Here is a 20,929-nt window from a genome sequence, read left to right as displayed (position 1 = left end):
CACATAGGTTTCAGGGGGTCGCACGCAATATGGCCTTGGCGCTCGAAGAAAAGTTCGATGAAGTCCGGCAACTGATCGTCATCGGCAAGGAGAAGGGCTATCTCCTGTACGACGAAGTGAACGATCTGCTGCCGGCGGATCTGACGGCCAATCCCGAAGACCTCGAGGAGCTGCTCGCGGTGTTTGCGAGCGCCGGCATCGAGCTGGTGGACTCGGAAAAGGGTTACAAGCTCGAGCGGGAAGGCATTGACCGGCACGAGGGCCCCGAAGGCGAGGGCCCGGAGCTGGACCTGACCCCCGGCTCGCTCGACAAGACCAACGATCCGGTCCGCATGTACCTGCGCGAGATGGGCACCGTGCCGCTGCTCACGCGCGAGGGCGAAGTCGAGATCGCGCGCCGCATCGAGCGCGGCAAGCTCTCGGTGATCAAGTCGATCTCGCGCATGCCGGCGATCACCAAGGCGGTGATCCGCATGGGCGACGCGCTGAAGGCCGGCGAGCGCACCATCCGCGAGCTGGTGATCTTCAACGACGAGGAAATCACCGACGATCGCATCGAGGAGCGCGCGCAGCAGTTCCTCAAGCAGGTTGACGCCGTGCGCAAGGCGCGCCTGGCCGTCGAGAAGCACGACGAGAAGCTCGAAGCCATCGCGAAGGCCGACAAGAAGAAGTACCGCCGCCAGCGCTGGAAGCTGATGCGCGGCCAGGTCGAGACCTCGCGTTGCATCCGCAAGATCGAGTTCACCGAGCCGGTCAAGCGCCGCCTGGTCGAGGAAGTGAAGGACATCGTCGAGCGCGTCTCGAAGCAGCAGCGCGAGCACGACAAGCTGAAGAAAGAGCTCCTGCTCAAGGTCCGCAAGCCCAAGCTCAAGGACGACGAGCGCAAGGCGATGACCAAGCGGATGAACGATCTCAAGGGCGAGATCAAGACCCGCACCGAAGACCTCGAGGAGAGCGTCGAACACCTTCGCCACACGCTCGAAGTGATCATGCGCGGCGAGGCGCAGGCCGAGCAGGCGAAGAAGGAGCTGGTCGAGGCCAACCTCCGCCTGGTGGTCTCGATCGCCAAGAAGTACACCAACCGCGGGCTGCAGTTCCTCGACCTGATCCAGGAAGGCAACATCGGCCTGATGAAGGCGGTGGACAAGTTCGAGTACCGCCGCGGCTACAAGTTCTCGACCTACGCGACGTGGTGGATCCGCCAGGCCATCACCCGCGCGATTGCCGACCAGGCGCGGACCATCCGCATCCCGGTCCACATGATCGAGACCATCAACAAGCTGATCCGCACCTCGCGGGCGCTGGTGCAGGAGCTGGGACGCGAGCCCACCTCCGAGGAGATCGCCCGGCGCATGGACATCCCGGTCTCGAAGGTCCGCAAGGTCCTCAAGATCGCGCAGGAGCCGATCTCGCTCGAGACCCCGATCGGCGAAGAGGAAGATTCGCACCTGGGCGACTTCATCGAGGACCGCTCGGCGGTGTCGCCGTCGGAAGCGGTGATCAACCTCGACCTGAAGGAACAGACCGAGTCGGTGTTGAAGACGCTGACGCCGCGCGAGGAAAAGGTCATCAAGATGCGCTTCGGCGTGGGCGACGGCAGCGAGCACACGCTCGAGGAAGTCGGCCAGAACTTCGCGGTGACCCGCGAGCGCATCCGCCAGATCGAGGCCAAGGCGCTGCGCAAGCTGCGCCACCCGTCGCGATCGCGTAAACTGCGGGCATTCCTCGAAGGTCGTTCGTAACCGAGGGCCCATAGCTCAGTTGGTTAGAGCGGCCGGCTCATAACTGGTTGGTCCCTGGTTCGAATCCAGGTGGGCCCACTTCTTTAAGGACCAATGCTTCCCGATCTTGAACGCCTGATCCGACTGCAAGAGATCGAAAGCAAAGCCGCGGTGGCCGCCAAGGCCATCGCGGAGGCACCCGGCCGCATCGCTGCGCTCGACGCCCTCCTGCACGACGCCACCGCCGCCCTCGAGGCGGCCAAACACGCCCTCGCCGACAGCAAGACCCGCCGCAGCCTGATCGACAAGGACCTCGCCGCCGTCCAGCAGCGACAGGCCAAGTACAAAGACCAGTTGATGCAGGTCAAGACCAACGAAGAGTTCCGCGCGATGCAACATCAGATCGACGCCGCGGCGACCGAGGTTGGCGCACAGGAAGAGAAGATCCTGCTCAACATGATGGAGGTCGACGAGATCAACGCCACTATCAAGAAGGCCGAGGCCGCCCTGAAGGCTGCCCAGGCCAAGGTGGGCACCGAGCGCGGCGGCATCGAACAGGACGTCATCGTGCAGCAGGCCGTGGTGATCGAGTGCGCCACCGCCCGCGCCAGCCTGATCGGCGGGCTGAACGACAAGGGCCTGGTTGACACCTTCGCCCGCATCGCCAAGGTCCGCGGCACCGCCGTCGCCCGCGCCGAAGGCGAGCGCTGCACGGTGTGCCAGGTCCGCCTCCGTCCCGCGGTGTTCGTCAACGTGTTGAAGAACGATCAGATCGTGCAGTGCGACAGCTGCAACCGGATTCTCTACTTCATCGCACCTCAGGTACCCAAGGCACCTGAGGCACCTCCGGCACCTTGATTACTGCTTACTTCGACGGCGGCTCGCGGGGCAATCCTGGCCCCGCCGGCTGGGGCGCGTACATCGTCGACGACGCCGGCACCGTGCTGGCCGAGTTGAGCGGCGCCCTCGGCACCGCCACCAACAACGTCGCCGAGTACCACGGTCTCATTGCCGCCCTGCAATGGGCTGCGGATCACGACGTCACGGCGCTCGCGGTAAAGGGTGATTCCCTGCTGCTGGTCGAGCAGATGCGCGGCAACTACCGGGTGAAGAACGAAGGCCTCAAGCCGCTCTATTTGCGCGCGAAGATGCTGGTCATGCAGATCGGCAACGTCAGCTTTTCCCACGTGCCGCGCGAGATGAACAAGGACGCCGACCGGCTGTCGAACGTCGGCATGGACGGCAATACCCGCTAGCCGCCTCTCGACCGCGCGAAGGTCCGTACCCTGTCAAAGGGGGCGCACGTCCTGGTGCAGGCGATCGAAGGCCACCGCCCGAATCCGTTCCGTCAGCGGGTAGGTGTCCTTGCCGACATGAATGACATCGAGCCGATCGAGGCCAAGGTCGGTGAGCGCAATCCTCATGGACTTGGTCACCTCCGGCGCCACGGTGTGCTTGATCTCAAAGCCCAACCGCGTGCCGCCGCGGACCACGAGCAGGTCCAGTTCAGCCCCTTGGTGCGTGGCCCAGAAATGGCACTCGCGACGATCCGCGCCAAGACGACGGATCACCGCGTCGATGGCAAATCCCTCGAAGGAGGCGCCCACCTTGGGGTGCCGCACCAGGTCGTCCGCGCGCTGGATGCCGAGCAGATGGTGCAGGAGGCCGACGTCGCGGAAATACAGCTTGGGGGATTTCACGACCCGCTTGCCGGCGTTCTCGCTCCATGGCGGCAACAGGCGCACCATGAAGGTGTCGACGAGCAGATCCAGGTAGCGACGGCTGGTCGGGTGCGACACGCCGAATGAGCGGGCGATCTCGGATCCGTTCCAGATCTGGCCGTGATAGTGCGCGAGCATCTCCCAGACGCGCTCGATGGTCCTGGCCGGGTAGCCGGGGCCCAGGGCAGGAAGGTCCTGCTCAATGTAGGTGCGTCGCAGGTCGCCGCGCCACGCCATGCTCTCGGCATCGTTGCGAGCCAGGTAGCTCCGGGGATAGCCGCCGCGCAGCCAGAGCTTCCGCCAGGATGCGGCGCCCACGTCGGCGAGACCGAAGCCATCGAGCTCGTGATAAGTCACGCGGCCGGCGAGCGTCTCGGAACTCTGCTTCAGTAAGTGCGGCGAGGCACTGCCGAGGACAAGAAATGACGCCGGGCGCCGCGGCCGGTCGGCCAGGACCCGGAGCACTGGGAACAGTTCGGGTCGCCGCTGCACCTCGTCAATGACGACCAGCCCCTTCAGGTCCGCGAGCGCGGTGGCCTCGTCGTCCAGCCGGCGAAGGTCAGCCGGGTCCTCGAGGTCGAAGTAGGTCATCGCCTTGCCGCTGGCGGCGGCAATGGCCCTCGCCACCGTGGTCTTGCCGATCTGCCGCGGCCCGAGCAATCCGACCACGGGCTGACGCCGAAGCTGGCGACGGACGTTCAGGAGGTGATCTTCGCGGCCGAACACGAAACCAGTTTAACATGAAAAATGAATATCGTGTGTTCAAGTTTCATTATAGACACACGGCAGGGGAACCAACACGATCAAGACCGACGGGCCGCGAGTCCCGCCATGGACACGCGAACCGGGCAAATTGCACAACGATCCTCAGATTCGGCCAAATTGGCCTGTTTCTGCCTGTATACTGACTGGATTCCGCAGGTATGGTGGACAAAGACTCCGCGCCAACCGCCGCTGACAACGCCTCCCAGGTGGAGCGCGCCTACCGGAGCATCAAGGCCGGCATGATCGACGGCCGCTATCCGCCCGGCGCGCCCCTGTCGGAGCCGGCCCTGGCCGCCGCCCACGGCATGTCGCGCACCCCGATTCGCGAAGGCCTGTCGCGCTTGTGGCAGGAGGGCTACCTCGATCGCGTCCAGGGCCGCGGCTACTTCGTGGCCCGCGTCACGGTGCAAGCCGTCCACGACACCTTTGATGTCCGCCGGCTGTTGGAAGGTGCCGCCGCCGCGCGCGCGGCGGAGCTCGCGACGCCGGACGATGTGAACGTGTTGCGGGACCTGGCGCGGCTTTCGGGCGCCGACGACTATCGCGAAGCCGAGGCCATGAACGCCCGCTTCCACCTGGCGATTGCCCGCGTCGCGCGCAACACGCTCGCCGCCGAGCTGATCGAGCGGTGCCTCGGCCAGATCGATCGCTTCCTCTCGCTCGGCGTGGCGCCCGCCCAGTTCCAGGGCGGCGCCAGCGAAGCACACCTGCAGATTGTCGATGCCATCGCGAGGCGGGATCCTGCCGGCGCGAAGGCGTTGATGGAAGACCACCTCGACTGCGGCAGCGATCGCATGAAGAACGCACTGCTGCGCGGCGAGATTCTCGGCGTCGGCGTACGGTAGCTTGAAAGAGTGTCTCTGTTGTTGTTGTTGTTGCTTGCTTTCCCGGAGGTCAGAATGAAATTACGGATTTGGAATTGGGTGTTCGCCATGGTGCTGGTCGCGACGGCGGCGTCGGCACAGCAGGGCACCTCTGAACTGCGCGGTCGCGTCATCGACGAGCAGGGTGCGGTCCTCCCCGGCGTCACCGTGACCGTCACCAACCAGGCCACCGGCATGTACCGCGAAACGGTATCCGGCGCCGACGGTTCGTTCATCGCCAGCGGCCTCGTGCCCGGCACCTACCGCGCCACCGCGGAGCTGCAGGGCTTCAAGAAGTTCGACCGGCAGGATCTGCGCCTCGAAGTCGGCAAGACCACCAGCATCGACGTCACCATGTCGGTGGGCGGGCTCGAAGAGACCGTCAACGTCACCGCCGTCTCGCCGATCGTCGACCTGACGTCGAAAGAACTGGGCGGCAACATCACCAGCGACACGCTCGTGAAGCTGCCCAGCGTGAACGGCAACTTCATCGGCTTCGTCGGGCTGCTGCCCGGCATCGTGCCGTCGGTCAGCACCGAGTCGTTCGGCAGCGACTCGATCTCGGTCAACGGCCAGGACCCCCGCAACAACAACTACATGCTCGACGGCGGCAACAACAACGACGACGTGATCGGGCAGCGCGCGGGCACGCAGGCGCGCACGCCGATCGAGGCGATCCAGGAGTTCCAGGTGATCACCGGCCAGTACGACGCGCAGTACGGCCGCACCTCGGGCGCCGTCGTCAACGCCGTGACCAAGGCCGGCACCAACGACTTCCGCGGCGTCGCCTTCGGGTTCCTGCAGGACACCAAGCTGACGACCAACCATTTCTTTGCGAAGCAGAACAACCTGCCCAAACCGGAGACGAAGTACGAGCGGTGGGGCGGCACGTTCGGCGGGCCGATCGTGAAGAACAAGATCCACTTCTTCGCCAGTCTGGAACGTTTCTCGATCGATCGGCCGAACGCGATCAACATCCCGGCGCGGCCCGAGTACAACGGCACCCAGCTCACGCAGGACCGCGTGTGGAACACCATCATCCGCGGCGACCACCAGATCAACAACAGCGCGACCTATAGCGTGCGTTGGCTCCGCGAGCAATCGCCGCAGGTCAATCAGATTATCGCGACCGGCACACAGGCCGCCGCCCCGTCCGCGGCGCGCGAGGAGTCGGACGTCGACCAGACCGTGTCGGGGAATCTCAACGTAGTGCTGTCGAACACCAAGGTCAGCACCTTCCGCGTCACCTGGACCCGTGAGAACGTGGCGTTTGCCAACAACTGCTTCAACACCAACGGTCGTGACCTGTCGAAGTGTCCGGTGACGCTGGGCTACCAGGACTACATCGACCAGCAGGACAACACCTCGTCGGCACGCGTCAACGACGGCATCCAGGTCGAAGAGACGCTGGCGTGGTTCATCCCCGGCAAGGGCGGGGATCACGACGTGAAGTTTGGCGCGCAGTACTCGTACTCCACCGCCTATAACACCAACCAGGGCAACCTGAACGGCACCTTCTCGTTTGGCCGCAGCAACGTGCCGTTCAATCCCGCGGTGCCGTCGACCTATCCCGACCGCCTGTCCATCCGCGTCGGCGGCCCGAACGTGTTCTACCAGAAGGCACACTATATTTCGGGATTCGCGCAGGACAAGTGGCGGCTCGGCAACAACGTGACGCTGAACCTCGGCGCCCGCTACGACGTGGAGCTGATTCCGTTCGCGGACGAAGACGACGACCCGCTGACGGACAAGCACCCGGTGGACTCCAACAACATCGCGCCGCGCCTCGGCTTCACCTACGACATCGGCGGCAAGAGCGTGGTCCGCATCGGTGTGGGGCGCTTCTTCGACAAGACGCACTTCGAAGTGATCGGCGGCCTCTACACCGGCACGCCGTTCACCGGCTCGTTCCTCGTCAACTTCCCGACCGCGGCGGCCGACAACGGCCCGCGCAACGGGCAGTTGCCGACCGACCCCTTCCTGGTCAACGGGCCGGTGCTGAACCGCACCCTGCTGAACCAGCTGTATCCGGGAGGCCAGCGGCTGCGGAACACCGGCGCCACCTGGGACAACCCCGATCGCCGGACGCCGTACACCGACGAAGTCAGCATCGGCTACGAACGGCAGCTGCGCGAGGAACTGAGCGTGAGCGTGGACTACGTCTACTCGCGCGGGCGCGACCTGCTGATGGCAAAGGTCCTCAACCCGCAGGTACGCTCCAACCCCACCGTCGCCGCGTCCACCTTGACGCGCGTGCCCAATACGCAGTTGGTCGCCGCCGTCGCGGACCTGGCGACTAAGTACCCCGGCTTTGCCCCGTTCACGACCAACGTCATCCAGTACCAGAACACCGGCGAGCTCGACTACAACGCGTTGATGCTCCAGGTGAAGAAGCGCTTCAGCAACAACTACAGCGCGCAGGTGTCGTACACGCTGGCGAAGTCGAACGGCAACACCTCGGGCAACGGCGCGCCGCAGAGCGGCTTCCAGCTGCGCGACGACATGCGGCTCGAACTGAACGAGGGACCGACCGACTTCGACAACCGGCACAACTTCACGGTGAGCGGCACCGCGCTGATTCCGCGGACCGGCGGCCTCAACGTCAGCTGGGTGGCGCGCGCGATCAGCGGCCGGCCGTTCAGCCTGGTCAACCAGAACGTCGATTCCGACCTGAACGGCCTGCTGACCGAACCGCTGCCAGTGGCCGAGTACAAGGGGAATGGCAACAACGCCTACACCGTCAGCAACTACAAGGCTGAGCGCAACGGCGCCTATGGCCCGGGCTTCTTCGGCCTCGACATGCGGCTCGGCTACGGCTTCCGCGTGCAGGGGCGCCGCCGCCTCGAGATCTCGGCGGACCTCTTCAACCTGACCAACCGCACCAACTTCGCGAACCCGAACGGCAACCAGGCATCCACGAACTTCCTGCTGCTCACGGCCTACAGCACCAGCTACTCGCCGAGAAAAGTGCAGATCGGCGCGCGGCTCGAGTTCTAGCATCCGGCCCCTCGCCGGATTGGTACGCAGGGCGGGTCTCCTTTCCCGCCCTGCGTTTTTTTCGCGGTGCTAGGATGGCGCCGTGCCACGCCTCCTGGCAGTCACTACCCTCCTCCTCGTCCTGGGCGTTTCTCCGGCCGCACAACGCGCGCTGCCGGGCGGTCCATTGGCCCTCAGAGATTTCACGCTCCAGTTCGATGCGTCGGGCACCTTTGTCCTGTCGGGCGCGGGTTGGCCGTCGATGGGCGGGACCTGGACCGCATCAGGGAACGAGGTCACGTTGCAGATGGCCGCCGGCCCCGACGGCTGCACGGGCCCCGGCCGCTACACCTTTGCGTTGAACGGCGCCAACCTCACCCTCGCCGTTGTCGCCGACGACTGCGTGCCTCGCCGGATGATTCTTGACCGCAACGTCTGGATGCCACCCGGCACGGTGGCACCAAAGGCCGAGCGCCGCATCGTGCGGACCGCGGGATCGGCGACGCGCCTGCCCAGCCCGGCACCAGCGACCGGCAGCTGGCCGTCGTTCCGCGGGCCGGTCGCCTCGGGCATTGCCGAGGGCCAGCACCTGCCCGATCGCTGGAACCCGGCCACCGGGGACGGCGTGTTGTGGCGCGCGCCCATCCCCGGCCTCGCGCACTCGAGTCCTGTCGTCTGGGGCGATCTCGTGTTCGTCACCAGCGCCGTCAGCAGCCGCAAGGACGCGACGTTCAAGCCCGGCCTCTACGGTGACGGCGACGCCTCCGAGGATCGGTCGCCGCAGCGGTGGATGCTCTACGCGGTCGACAAGAAGACCGGCAAGATCCGCTGGGAACGGACGGCCGCTCAGGGCGAGCCTCTGAACGTGCGCCACATAAAGTCCACCTATGCCAGCGCCTCGCCCGCCACGGATGGCCGCATCGTCGTCGCGTGGTTTGGTTCGCAAGGCGTGTATGCCTACGACCTGGCCGGGAACCTGCGGTGGAAGGTGGACATCGGCCGCGTCAACATGGGCGCCTACGACATTCCCAGCTACGAGTGGGGGCCGGCGAGTTCGCCCATCATCTGGAACGGCCTCGTGATCATCCAGTGCGACACGCAGGCGGACTCGTTCGTGCTGGCACTCAACGCCGAGACCGGCGAGACGGTGTGGAAGACGGAACGCGACGAGCTGCCGTCGTGGGGAACGCCCACCGTGGTGACGACGCCGGCCGGTCCGGAACTGGTGACCAACGCCTCGAACTTCGTGCGCGGTTACGACCCGACGACCGGCCGCGAACTCTGGAAGCTCGGTGGCAGCTCGAAGATCACGGCGCCGACACCGATCTTCAGCGACGGCCTGCACATCGTGGCCAGTGGCCGCGCGCCGGAACGTCCCGTGTTCGCGGTGAAGCCGGGCGCCCGCGGCGACCTCACCCTGCCGAAGGGCGAGGACCACAGTGCCCAGGTGGCATGGAGCAAGACCGGCCGCGGCTCGTACATGCCGACACCGCTCGCCTATCGCGGCATCCTCTATGTGCTCGCCAACAACGGCGTGTTCGACACCTACGATCCGGTGACCGGCAAGGAGATCTACCGCCAGCGGCTGCCGCTCGTCGGCAGCGGCTACAGCGCGTCACCGGTCGCGGCGGATGGGAAGATCTACCTCTCGAACGAGGACGGGGAGATGCTGCTGGTGGAAGCGGGACCGGCCTTCAAGCTGATTGGCACCAACTCGATGGGCGAGTCGCTGATGGCGACGCCGGCACTGTCGGAAGGCGTGATGTACATCCGCGCCATGTCCACGCTGTTTGCCATCGGGAAGCGCTGAAACCCGAACGCGCCTACGAGGCCAGGCTCTTCGGGGTGGACGGATGGGTGGTTCCGAAGGCGTGGCGCACCGCGTCGTGCAAGCGCTTGACGTCGAAGTCCGCCAGCGTTCCGCCGGATTCGAAATGTTCGATCAGGGTCTTGCCGAGGCCGTAGGTCACCGCGGCTGAAAACCCCGCCATCGCGACCCAGCCGACCAGCGAGGTCATGGCCGGCAACCTCTGGAGAATCGTCCGCTGCAGGCCGTATCCCATCCATCCGGGGAGAAACGCCGCGCCGAGGGCGAGCAGGATGCCGCGCGAACTCTCCTTCGAGAATTCCACGCCGTAGAGCGCCGACAGTTCCTTGATGAGGGCGAAATGCAGGCCCGTCAGCGCGGCCATGCCCAGGAACGGCGCCGTGATCAGGCCAGCGCCGCCGGAGGCGAGTGCATATTTGTTGAGAATCGACTTGGCGTCGGTGGCGCGCGACATGGGAGCGTCCTCGGCCTAGATTACATCCGAATGGCATGAAGCAGGCGCGATGCGCTTGAAAGCGTGGCCCGTTCTGGTAACGTTGCGGCCCATGCAGCACGATCAGGACGACCTCGCGAACCGATCACGGCCCGGTCTCCCACCCACTCGCCGGAGCGTCCTGCAGGGACTGCTCGCGTCCGTGGCCCCGCTGGCGTTCGGCGCGCGCGTGGAGGCGGCCCTGACCAGGCAGGCCCCGAACAGCGACATCGGGCCGCTGAACGCAGCGGTGCTGCCACCCGGTGTCCGCTCCCGCTTCGTTGACGGCGTCAATGGGCTCCGCGTGCACGTGCTCGAGGCCGGCTACGAGACGCCGGGCCGGCCCGCGCTGCTGCTCGTGCACGGCTACCCTGAGCTCGCCTACAGCTGGCGCAAGGTGATGGGACCGCTCGCGGCCTCCGGCTATCACGTGTTCGCGCCGGATGTGCGCGGCTACGGCCGCACGTCGCCGGCGCCGGTCAACTACACGGACGATCTTCGGCCATTCGGCACGGTCAACAAGATCAAGGACATGCTGGCGCTGGTGTCGGCCATGGGCTACCGCTCCGTGGCGGCCGTCATTGGGCACGATCAGGGGTCGCCGCTCGCCGGCTGGTGCGCGCTGGCGCGGCCGGACGTCTTCCGCTCCGTCGCCATGATGAGCGCGCCATTCGGCGGCGCGCCCACGCTGCCATTCAACACGGCGAATGTGTCCCGTGCGCCGGCGCCAGCGGCGCCCGACGCGATCTACGAGGAACTGGCGAAGCTCACGCCTCCACGCAAGCACTATCAGCGTTACTACCAGACACGCGAGGCCAACGAGAACAGCTGGCATCCAACGCAGGGCCTCCAGGCATTCCTGCGCGCCTACTACCACGTGAAAAGCGCGGACTGGAAGCAGAACGACCCGCACCCGCTCGCCGCACGCACGGCCGCGGAGTGGGCCAAGCTGCCCCGCTACTACGTGATGGATCTGAGCAAGGGCATGTCGGAACAGGTGGCGTCCGACATGCCGTCGGCGGCCGAGATTGCCGCGAACCGGTGGTTGCCGGAATCAGAGTTGCGCGTCTACGTCGAGGAATATGGGCGCACCGGCTTCCAGGGCGGCTTGAATGGTTACCGGGGAAGCCCCGGCGCCGACGACCTGCAGCTATTTGCCGGACGGACGATCGACGTGCCAGCCACGTTCATGGGCGGCAAGCAGGACTGGGGCGTCCATCAGAACCCGGGCGCGATCCAGCGCCTCGAAAGGAACCTGACGACGAAGTACCAGGGCACGCTCCTGGTGGACGGCGCCGGGCACTGGGTGCAGCAGGAGCAGGCGGACGCCTTGAGCACGCTCCTCGTTGATTTCCTGAAGCGCAACGCCTGACGCGCGCGGGCCGGCGCCGATGGCCACGCCGGCCGTCAGCCGATTGCCTGCTTGGGCACGACGACGAGGGCAGCCATGCGCCCGGCCCGTTCGCCTTCCGATCGAAACGAATCGAACACGTCGGTGTGGGCCAGCGTGCTGAGTCCGCACGTGAAGATCTGTTCGGGCTGCAGGCCGGCGTCGATCAACTGATCGCGATTAGCGGACCAGAGGTCGAGACGCAACTGTGAGTCGCGGCGGATGAACCACCTGGCGAGATCGCCGGCGGCGTGCCCGGCCTTCTGGAACGACTCAATCAACGCCTCCCCCACTGCGTAGTCGTCAGGTCCAATGCTCGGGCCAATCGCCGCGACGAGGTCGGATGGCTCCGTGCCGAAACGCAGGCGCATGGCTTCAACGGCGGCCGGCCCTACGCGTGCGCAGGTGCCGCGCCAGCCCGCATGAATGGCGCCCGCGGCACCCGAACTGCGGTCCGCCACCAGAATGGGAACGCAGTCGGCGACCATCACGGCCAGCACCAGGCCGGCCTCATTCGAGACGATGGCATCGCCGTCGGGCCGGGCCCCTGGCCCGGCGTCTCGCATGTCGCCACGCTGCAGCACCCGAACCACGCTGCCGTGGACCTGCTTCACGCGCCTCACCTGTTCCCGCCACCCGCCGACGGATGCCGCGGCCGCCGCCCACCGGTCATCGGCCGGTAACTGCAGTTGCCGTGACGTAAACGCGTGTTGCGCGATCGCCTCGAGCGGCGCGCATCGCAGCGCGGGCCCCCAAGGCTCTGCGGTCCAACGAAATGCGGGATCGGGAACCGGCAGGTTCATCGAATCGCCCAGGCGACGGCGCAACTGCGGTTGTCATCCGGGGAAATCGCCCACGAGGATTGCGCCTGATTCCGGCGGTTTCGCGGTGGCATCGCCCTTGATATCTCACCGGCTGTGAACAAACGCAACGGACGGGTCCGGCAGCGGACTCGTGGACTGGAGTGAACCATGGTGGTCAAGATCATGCCGAACGACAAGGGCGCGCCGTCGGGGAAGCTGGCCGACGCCGAAGTGCATTTCACCGATGGCGAACTGCAGGGGCTCAGGCTCCTCGGGTTTGCCGTGTGGGAGCGCCGGACCGGCGTGGGACGGAACGTCACCTTCCCCGCCCGGACCTACTCTGTGAACGGCGAGCGGCGCAGCTTCGCGCTGCTGCGACCGGTGAACGATCCGAACTCGCAGGAAAAGGTGCGGGAGCTGGTGCTGCAGGCGTATTCGGAATACGAAGCCCAGGCCGCGGTGGCGAGCTGACTGGCGGGGCGGCGGCGTCTGCTGTCGTGTCGAATGTAGCGTCCGGCTTGAGCCGGACCATTAGCTCAGCACCGGCAGCAGGCGCACGTTCTCCTTGGCGCGCTTGGGCGGCAGGGTCCACTCGGCGCGAGTGGACTTGTCGAACTCGGCGCGGAAGAACGTGTCTTTCATGCCGCCGTCGATGATGCTCCACGGCAGCACCGTGTCGTTCGATCGGTCGCGGTAGATGTAGAAGTCGCCGTCGAGGCCGGCATCGGCGAGCGCCCGCCGCCACTGGCCGCCGTTGGCCTCGGCGAGTTCAATCGCCGGGGCAATGCGGCGGTCGCCCAGTGACAGCAGCGCCTGGTAGTACGAATGGCGCTCGCTCTTGATGTTGAAGTAGACGTTGTCGACGTCGGCGACCAGCGCGCGCAAGCGTTTCATCTTGCGCTCGATCACGTCGGTGCGCTCCATCGGCAGCCGCTCGAAGGCGGTGCCCGGCTTCGGCACCAGCGGGTTCACGCTGGCGACGATGCGGCCGATCCGTCCACGCGGGCGGGCGTACTTCAGCATGATCTCGTGGATCTGCAGCGTCAGGTCGCGAATGGCGACCAGGTCGTCATCGTCTTCGGTGGGCAGGCCGATCATGTAGTAGAGCTTGAGACTTTCGATGCCGCTCGAAAAGATCAGCTCGGCGCTGGCGAGGATCTCGGCGTTGGTCACCGTCTTGTTGATCACGCGCCGCAGGCGATCGGAGCCGGTTTCGGGCGCGATGGTCAGCGTCCGCTCGCCGCTCTCCTTGAGCAGGGAGACGATGGTCGGGGTGAGGTCGTCGAGGCGCAACGACGCCGGGCTGATCGAGTAGCCCATGTCACGGAGGCTGCGGAGGATGTGCTCGATGTCGGGGTGATCGCACAGTGCAATCGACACCAGGCCGGCCTTCGACGAGTGCGCGCGGGCGGCCTGGGCCAGGGCCAGGATGCGGTCGGTCGGGAACGCGCGCACCGGCAGGTAGTTGTAGCCCGCCCAGCAGAACCGGCACAGGTTCGCGCACCCGCGCACCACCTCGATGAGGAAGCGCGAGCCGAACTCGGTGTCGGGCGTGAAGATGGTGGTGCTCGGCGGGTCGACCGCGTCGGTGGTCTTGATCGCCGCCTTCTTCACCACCGGCGGCGCGCCGGTGCCCTCACGCGGCAGGTAACGGGCGATGGTCCCGTCGGCCGCGTACTCGACGTCGTAGAACGACGGGATGTAGTAGCCGCGGGCCTGGGCGAGCCGCTTCAACTGCTCGCTGCGCGAGGAGGTGCTCATCGCGCCCACCAGCGCGGGCACCAGCGCTTCGCCCTCGCCCGCCGCGATCACGTCCGCGAACATCGCGAGCGGCTCCGGGTTCACGAACGTCACCGCGCCGCCGATCACCACCAGCGGGTGGGTATGGTCGCGGTCGGCGGCGCGCAACGGCACGCCGGCGAGGCGGAGCAGGGTCAGGACGTTGGTGTAGTCCCACTCGAACGACACCGAGAAGGCGATGACGTCGAAATCCGCCACCGGGGTCTGCGACTCGAGCGTGACGATGCGCGCGCCGGACTCGCGAAGGGCGGCCAGTTCCTGCTTCGGCGGCAGGAACGCGCGCTCGCACACGATGTCGGGCTGATCGTTGAAGAGCCGGTAGATGGTCTGGAAGCCGAGATTCGACATCCCGACGAAGTACGAGTTGGGGAAGATCAGGGCGACGCGCAGCCGGCCGGCGTGCGGCTTGGACACGTAGCCAACTTCTTTGGAAAGGATTTCCCGTGCGATCTCGCGCTGTGGCCTGGGCTTCATGTGGATTCCAAGGGGTCGTCGAGCTGTCGCTGCGCCGGCGGCGCTCGCGGCTCCCCTGGATCCATCTACTGTATCAGGCCTACCCTTCGCTCCGCCGGAGGAAGGCCGGCACGTCAAGGTCGAGATTGAGGTCGAACTCGCCGACCGGTCCGGCTGGATCGGCGAGCGGGATGTCGCCGCCGTTCTGCCCCACCGCGACCGGCCGGGCCGACGCCATCGGCAGCTCCAGCGCCGGCCTCCGCACGATCGACGCGCGCGGCTGAACGATGGGCGGCTGGATGTCCACGCGCAGGTGCGACGAGTAGGCCGACATGTCCACCGGCGTCTGCATCGGCGCGTTGGCCGGCGTCGAGCGGTCGGTCTTGACGTGGTCGAAGCCGGTGGCGATCACGGTGATCTTCACCTTGTTGGTGAGCGCCTTGTCGACCACCGCGCCGAAGATGATGTTGGCGTCTTCGTGTGCCGATTCCTGGATGATGGTCAGCGCCTCGTTGACTTCCATCAGCGACATGTCGGGACCGCCGGTCACGTTGATGATCACGCCGCGCGCGCCCTTGACCGAGGCGTCTTCGAGCAGCGGGCTCGAGATGGCGCGATTGGCGGCGTCGACGGCGCGCGTCGGGCCCTCGGCCATGGCCGTGCCCATCATCGCCACGCCCATGCCCGACATGATGGTCTTGACGTCGGCGAAATCGAGGTTGATGAGGCCCGGCACCAGGATCAGGTCCGAGATGCCCTGGATCGCCTGCCGCAGCACGTCGTCGGCGGTGACGAAGGCGTCGAGCATCGAGGTGTTGCGATCGATCACCGCGAGCAGGCGCTCGTTCGGGATCGTGATCACGGTGTCAACGGCGTCGCGTAGCGCGTCGAGGCCGGCCTCGGCTTGCCGGAAGCGCTTCTTGCCCTCGAACTTGAAGGGCTTGGTGACCACGGCGATGGTGAGCGCGCCCAGTTCGGTGGCGAGGCTGGCGATCACCGGCGCCGCGCCGGTGCCGGTGCCGCCGCCGAGGCCGGTGGTCACGAACACCATGTCGGCGCCCGACAGCGCCTGGATCAGGGCGTCGGTGTCTTCGAGCGCCGCCTGACGTCCGACGTTCGGATCCGCGCCGGCGCCCAGCCCCTTGGTGAGCTTGCCGCCGATCTGGATCTTCACCGGCGCCGGATTGGCCTTGAGCGCCTGGGCGTCGGTGTTGGCCACCATGAACTCCACGCCCGAGATGCCCGCCTGCACCATGCGCGACACGGCGTTGCTGCCGCCGCCGCCGACGCCGATCACCTTGATTCGCGCACCCATGCGCGCTTCTTCATCGAGCGTGAGCCGCAGCGCCTCGAAGCCATCCTGATCCGCCATCGTGCCTCCTCCGTGTAACCGTTTCGAATCGAACTGTCTGTCCCGGGTCCCGGATCCCGGATCCCGAACTAGAAAAATTCCTTGAACACCGTGCGCAGCCGTCCCATCACGCGGGTGAGCGCGCCGCCGCCGCTGGTGCTGCCCGCCGGCCCGCGATGGCGCGCCGCGTACAGCACCAGGCCCACCGCGGTGGCAAACGACGGGTTGCTGACGTGGTCGGCGAGGCCGCCGACGCCGGCCGGGCTGCCGCGCCGGATCGGCAGGTCGAAGATCTGCTCGGCGATTTCCGACATGCCCTCGAGTTGGGCGCCGCCGCCGGTCAGCACTAGGCCGGAATTGAGCGACTTCTCGTAGCCGGCCTTGCTGATCTCGTCCCAGATCAGGTGAAACATTTCCTCCGCGCGCGGCTGCAGGATGTCGGACAGGATGCGCCGCGCCATCACGCGCGGCCGCCGGCCGCCGACGCTGGCCACCTCGATGGTCTCGTCTTCCTCGACCATCGACGACAGCGCGCAGCCCGCCCGCCGCTTGACCTTCTCGGCATCGGGGATCGGCGTGCGCAGACCCACCGCGATGTCGTTGGTGAAGTGATCGCCGCCCACCGCGATCACTGCGGTGTGCCACAGGCTGCCGCGCTCGAAGATGGCGAGATCGGCGGTGCCGCCGCCGATGTCCACCACCGCCACGCCCAGCTCCTTCTCGTCGGGCGTCAGCACCGTCTCCGACGCGGCGAGCTGGCCGATCACAGTGTCGATCACCTCGACGCCGGCGCGGTTGACGCAGGCGACCAGGTTCTGCGTCGCGGTCTGGCTGCCGGTGATGATGTGGACGTTGACCTCGAGCCGCGCCCCGGTCAGGCCGACCGGCGCGCCGATGCCTTCCTGCTCGTCGACCACGAAGTCTTGCGGCAGCACGTGCAGGATCTCGCGGCCGGCGGGCAGCGATACCGCGCGGGCCGCGTCGATCGCCCGGCGCACGTCGTCGCGCGTGACCTCGCGGTTCTTGCCGGCCACCGCCACCACGCCGCGGCTGTTGAAGCCCTTGATGTGGGGGCCGCTGATCGCCAGGTGCACCGAGCCGACCTCGACGCCGGCCATCAGCTCGGCTTCTTCGATCGACTTCTTGATCGACTCAACCGCAGCCTCCAGGTTGACGACCACCCCGCGCTTGAGGCCCTTCGATTCGGCCATGCCGATGCCGATCACATCGACGCCGCCTTCCTCGAGCATCTCGCCGACCACGGTGCAGACCTTGGTCGTGCCGATGTCGAGCCCCACTACGTAGCGTTCCTGTCGTGCCACCGATACCTCCCCGTCCTCTACCGTCTTGCCTGCGCCGGCAACGCCTTGACCGGACGCACGTACAACCGCTCGTCGAATCGCAAATCCACGTAATCGATGCCCGCCATCCGTTCGCGCAACGCCGGCTGCAGGTCCAGGTACTGCTGCAGGCGCGCCGTGAAGTCGGTGTCGCCCAGCCGCAGCAGCGCGGTGTCGTCATCCAGGATCACGACGGCGTCATGCAGATCGGCGACGTCGATCTGCGACACCCGCCTGGCCAGCTCCGGCCGCGACGCCAGCGCGCCGATGACGCGGCCGGCAAACTCGGTGCGGGCGGCGTCGATCAGGGCGCCGCCGTCGGCCGGCGCGGTGGCCAGCCCGTCGATGATCGGCAGGTCGATGTCGGCGTAAGCCGGCCCGTACTCGTCGACGATCACGCCCTTGGAGTCGATCAGGTAGAGCGCGGTGCCGATGCGGCCGATGCCCATCGGCACGCGCTCGTGGACCGAAATCTCCAGCGTCGACGGCAGCACGCGGCGAATCGTCGCGCTCTCCACCCAGGGGGACGACAGCAGCCGTTGCTGCCACTCGCCGATCCCGATCGTCAGGATGTTCTGGCCACGCAGCCCATCGACCAGCGCCAGCACCTCGCCGGTGGACAGGCGCTGTTGGCCGCGGACGGTGAGATGGCTCACCTGCAGCGTCTGCGCGGCGGCAATCGAGGTGACGCCGCGGTAGCCGCCGTAGCCCAGCACCAGGGCGATCGCCAGCACCCGGGCCGCGAGCCACACGTGCCGGGTGGTGGCCGCGCGCTTCCGCGACGGCTTCACGTGGGCGCGCCGGAAACGCTTGTCGGTGGCGGTGGCGACCGACGACATCACCGGGCCTCCCGCGGACCATGCCGCCGTTCGAGTTCCGCGAGCAGCGCGGTCGCCAGGCCGCCAATCGAGCCGGCGCCGAGCGTCAGCACCAGGTCGCCGGGCCGCGCCAGGTCGGCGACGGCGGCGGCGACATCGTCCAGGCGCCGTACCACGTGAGCGGGCCGCTCGCGGCCGGCGCTGACCGCCGCGGCCAGGGCCTCCACGGTGATCCCGGCAATAGGCTCTTCGCTGGCGGCGTAAATGTCGGTAAGCACGACCTCGTCGGCGGTGGCCAGCGCGGCGCCGAACTCCACCATCAGGTCCCGCGTGCGGGTGTAGCGATGCGGCTGGAAGGCGACGACGATGCGCGCGGGCTTGGCGGCGCGGGCGGCCGACAGCACGGCGGCGATCTCAGTGGGGTGGTGGCCGTAGTCGTCCACCACGCTGATGCCGTTGACGATGCCTCTTCGCTCGAAGCGGCGTTCGGCGCCGTGGAACTCCGCCAGCGCGAAGGCGATCTTCGCGAACGGCACGTCGAGCTCGAGGCCAACCGCCACCGCGGCGAGCGCATTCCTCACCGAGTGAAGGCCGGGTACGGCCAACGCCAGCAGGCCCAGCTCGCTCTGCACGCCGGCGTGCCGCTGGACGACCACACAGCGCGAGCCAAACCCTTCGAGCACGACGTCCATCGCGCTGACGTCGAACGGTCCGGCTAAAGCCGGACGCCACATGGCATCGGTTCCGGCCGCATCCACGCCAATGTGGGGTCCGGCTTTAGCCGGACCTTCAGCGTCGTCGCCGCCGTCAGCCGGACCTTCCGCAATTCCGTAGGTGACGACGCGGCGGGTGAAGCGCGGCAGGACGCGCGACAGCTCCGCGTCATCGGCGCACGCCACCACGGCGCCGTAGAACGGCACCTTGTTGGCGAAGTCGACAAACGCCTGCTGCAAGTCGGCGAACCCCCCGTATGCGTCCATATGCTCGCGATCGATATTCGTAATCACCGCCACCGCCGGCGACAGCTTCAGGAACGAGCGATCGCTCTCATCCGCTTCCGCCACCATGTATTCACCGCGGCCCAGCCGCGCGTTGCTGCCAAAGGCGCTCAACCGCCCGCCGATCACCGCCGTCGGATCCAGGCCTGCCCGCTCGAGCACCAGCGCGATCATCGAGGTGGTGCTGGTCTTGCCGTGCGCGCCGGCCACCGCGATGCCGAAGCGCAGGCGCATCAACTCCGCCAGCATCTCGGCCCGCGGGATCACCGGGATGCGCCGCGCCCTGGCCTCGACCACCTCCGGGTTGTCGGGCCGCACCGCCGACGAATACACGACGACGTCGGCGTTGCCGACGTTCGCCGCGGCATGCCCGAAGGCCACCGTCACGCCGAGCGAGGCGAGGCGGTCGGTCACCGCCGAGCGCTTCGCATCCGAGCCCGACACGGCGTAGCCGAGGTTGGCGAGCAGCTCCGCGATGCCGCTCATGCCGATCCCGCCGACGCCGATGAAGTGGATGCGCCGCGTCTTACCCAGCACGGCGCCCACCCAACTGCTCCACCCGATCCGCAATCCGTGCCGCGGCGTCGGGCCGCGCCAGCCGGCGCGCGGCCGCCGACATCTGCTGACGCCTGGCCGGTTCGGCCACCAGCGCCGCGATGGCGCCGGCGAGCCGCTCGCCGCTCAAGTCACGTTCCTCGATCACCAATCCCGCTCCCGCCCGTCCGAGCACCTCGGCGTTCTTCCGCTGGTGGTCGTCGGTGGCGGTCGGCAGCGGCACCAGGATCGACGGCCGCCCCGACGCGGTCAGTTCCGCGAGGGTGGTGGCACCGGCGCGGCAAATGACCAGGTCGGCGGCCTTCATCTCTCCGTCGATTTCGAAGATGAAGGCTTCGACTCGGGCCGCGAGGCCGGCGCGGCCGTACGCGGTCCGCACCAGATCCAGATCGCGCTCGCCGGTCTGGTGGGTGATCGCAAGCCGTAACCCGGTGGCTGCCAGCCGCGACGCTGCCTCCACCATGGCCACGTTGATCGCGTGCGCGCCCTGAGAACCGCCAAAGATCAGTACCCGTGCCGCGTCGTGCGGCCTGTTGGTGCGATCATTCGCCTCCTCGTTCTGCGCCGGGAAAAACTCCGGTCGCACGGGGTTGCCGGCCACAAATCCCGTGCGTGGAAAGTACGACAACGCGTCTTCGAAGTTCACCGCCGCGGCCCGGACCAAGCGCGCCAGCAGGCGATTGGTCAGGCCCGGCAGCGCGTTCTGCTCGAGCAGCATGGTCGGGTAGCCCCGCATGGCCGCCAGCGCGAGCACCGGCCCGGAAGCGAAGCCGCCGACGCCGACCACCACCTCCGGCCGCCGCCGCGAGATCACGCGCCAGGCGTCGGCGCCGGCCACCGGCAGCAGCAGGAAGCCGCGCAGGCGGTCCGCCCGGCTCTTGCCCTTCAATCCCGCCACCCGAATCAGGTCCAGTTGAAACCCCTCGCGCGGCACGACCCGCGCCTCGATGCCGGCGGCGGTGCCGACAAACGACACCTGCGCCGACGGATCGCGGCGCCGCAGCTCGCGCGCCAGCGCAATCCCCGGGTACAAATGCCCGCCCGTGCCTCCGCCCGCGATCAGGATGCGCACCGG

At 67.3% G+C, this 20,929-nt stretch carries 17 protein-coding genes and 1 tRNA gene; 9 read left to right on the top strand and 9 right to left on the bottom strand.

Going from position 1 to position 20,929, the window contains the following annotated elements:
• The first annotated feature begins 35 nt into the window (after positions 1-35).
• The 4 genes from rpoD (at position 36) to WC815_15225 (ending at position 2,977) form a co-directional block, all read left to right on the top strand.
• Positions 36-1,742, top strand: a complete 1,707-nt coding sequence (gene rpoD / locus WC815_15240) for an RNA polymerase sigma factor RpoD (GenBank protein ID MFA5910134.1) — start codon at positions 36-38, stop codon at positions 1,740-1,742.
• Positions 1,743-1,746: 4 nt separating this feature from the next.
• Positions 1,747-1,820: transfer RNA gene (locus tag WC815_15235), tRNA-Ile, on the top strand.
• A 15-nt stretch (positions 1,821-1,835) separates the two neighbouring features.
• Positions 1,836-2,579, top strand: coding sequence for a C4-type zinc ribbon domain-containing protein (locus tag WC815_15230; GenBank protein MFA5910133.1), 744 nt, complete (start codon positions 1,836-1,838; stop codon positions 2,577-2,579).
• Entirely contained in the window at positions 2,576-2,977 is a 402-nt protein-coding gene (locus tag WC815_15225) for a ribonuclease HI family protein (GenBank protein MFA5910132.1), read from the top strand. Before WC815_15230 ends, WC815_15225 begins: the two co-directional genes overlap by 4 nt.
• A gap of 33 nt (positions 2,978-3,010) precedes the next feature.
• Here WC815_15225 and WC815_15220 read toward each other — a convergent pair whose 3' ends face one another.
• A complete protein-coding gene (locus tag WC815_15220) occupies positions 3,011-4,168 on the bottom strand; it encodes an ATP-binding protein (GenBank protein ID MFA5910131.1) in 1,158 nt (385 codons plus the stop codon).
• A gap of 197 nt (positions 4,169-4,365) precedes the next feature.
• Here WC815_15220 and WC815_15215 point away from each other — a divergent pair, with 197 nt between their 5' ends.
• The 3 genes from WC815_15215 (at position 4,366) to WC815_15205 (ending at position 9,856) form a co-directional block, all read left to right on the top strand.
• Positions 4,366-5,052 (top strand): GntR family transcriptional regulator, encoded by a 687-nt coding sequence (locus tag WC815_15215; protein ID MFA5910130.1) that lies wholly within the window; start codon positions 4,366-4,368, stop codon positions 5,050-5,052.
• A 54-nt stretch (positions 5,053-5,106) separates the two neighbouring features.
• Positions 5,107-8,067, top strand: a complete 2,961-nt coding sequence (locus WC815_15210) for a carboxypeptidase regulatory-like domain-containing protein (GenBank protein ID MFA5910129.1) — start codon at positions 5,107-5,109, stop codon at positions 8,065-8,067.
• A gap of 82 nt (positions 8,068-8,149) precedes the next feature.
• Positions 8,150-9,856: a PQQ-binding-like beta-propeller repeat protein gene (locus WC815_15205; protein MFA5910128.1), complete on the top strand. Its 1,707-nt coding sequence runs from the start codon at positions 8,150-8,152 to the stop codon at positions 9,854-9,856.
• Positions 9,857-9,869: 13 nt separating this feature from the next.
• Here WC815_15205 and WC815_15200 read toward each other — a convergent pair whose 3' ends face one another.
• Positions 9,870-10,328, bottom strand: a complete 459-nt coding sequence (locus WC815_15200; protein MFA5910127.1) for a DUF697 domain-containing protein — start codon at positions 10,326-10,328, stop codon at positions 9,870-9,872.
• Between the two features lie 91 nt (positions 10,329-10,419).
• On the opposite strand from WC815_15200, the gene WC815_15195 reads away from it, so the two are divergent.
• Positions 10,420-11,718 (top strand): alpha/beta hydrolase, encoded by a 1,299-nt coding sequence (locus WC815_15195; protein ID MFA5910126.1) that lies wholly within the window; start codon positions 10,420-10,422, stop codon positions 11,716-11,718.
• Positions 11,719-11,753: 35 nt separating this feature from the next.
• Here the strand turns inward: WC815_15195 and pgeF are convergent, their stop codons facing one another.
• Positions 11,754-12,563 (bottom strand): peptidoglycan editing factor PgeF, encoded by an 810-nt coding sequence (gene pgeF, locus WC815_15190; protein MFA5910125.1) that lies wholly within the window; start codon positions 12,561-12,563, stop codon positions 11,754-11,756.
• A gap of 144 nt (positions 12,564-12,707) precedes the next feature.
• Between pgeF and WC815_15185 the strand changes: the two genes are divergently transcribed.
• Complete coding sequence (locus WC815_15185; protein ID MFA5910124.1) at positions 12,708-13,010, top strand: hypothetical protein; 303 nt, start codon at positions 12,708-12,710, stop codon at positions 13,008-13,010.
• Positions 13,011-13,070: 60 nt separating this feature from the next.
• Here WC815_15185 and WC815_15180 read toward each other — a convergent pair whose 3' ends face one another.
• The 6 genes from WC815_15180 to murG form a co-directional block, all read right to left on the bottom strand.
• Positions 13,071-14,813 carry a radical SAM protein gene (locus WC815_15180; protein ID MFA5910123.1) on the bottom strand — a complete coding sequence of 581 codons (1,743 nt, stop codon included), beginning with the start codon at positions 14,811-14,813 and terminating at the stop codon, positions 13,071-13,073.
• A gap of 79 nt (positions 14,814-14,892) precedes the next feature.
• Positions 14,893-16,164: a cell division protein FtsZ gene (gene ftsZ, locus WC815_15175; protein MFA5910122.1), complete on the bottom strand. Its 1,272-nt coding sequence runs from the start codon at positions 16,162-16,164 to the stop codon at positions 14,893-14,895.
• 68 nt (positions 16,165-16,232) lie between these two features.
• Positions 16,233-17,465: a cell division protein FtsA gene (gene ftsA / locus WC815_15170; GenBank protein ID MFA5910121.1), complete on the bottom strand. Its 1,233-nt coding sequence runs from the start codon at positions 17,463-17,465 to the stop codon at positions 16,233-16,235.
• Positions 17,466-17,482: 17 nt separating this feature from the next.
• On the bottom strand, positions 17,483-18,322 hold the full coding sequence (locus WC815_15165; protein MFA5910120.1) for an FtsQ-type POTRA domain-containing protein: 840 nt from the start codon (positions 18,320-18,322) through the stop codon (positions 17,483-17,485).
• Positions 18,322-19,836 (bottom strand): UDP-N-acetylmuramate--L-alanine ligase, encoded by a 1,515-nt coding sequence (gene murC / locus WC815_15160; protein ID MFA5910119.1) that lies wholly within the window; start codon positions 19,834-19,836, stop codon positions 18,322-18,324. Before murC ends, WC815_15165 begins: the two co-directional genes overlap by 1 nt.
• Complete coding sequence (murG, locus tag WC815_15155) at positions 19,826-20,926, bottom strand: undecaprenyldiphospho-muramoylpentapeptide beta-N-acetylglucosaminyltransferase (protein MFA5910118.1); 1,101 nt, start codon at positions 20,924-20,926, stop codon at positions 19,826-19,828. Before murG ends, murC begins: the two co-directional genes overlap by 11 nt.
• Positions 20,927-20,929: the final 3 nt, after the last annotated feature.

It is taken from the genome of Vicinamibacterales bacterium (assembly GCA_041659285.1).
Classification (GTDB): Bacteria; Acidobacteriota; Vicinamibacteria; order Vicinamibacterales; family UBA2999; genus 12-FULL-67-14b.
Note: the sequence above shows the minus strand (reverse complement) of the source record. Positions and strands in the feature narration are given on the sequence as shown.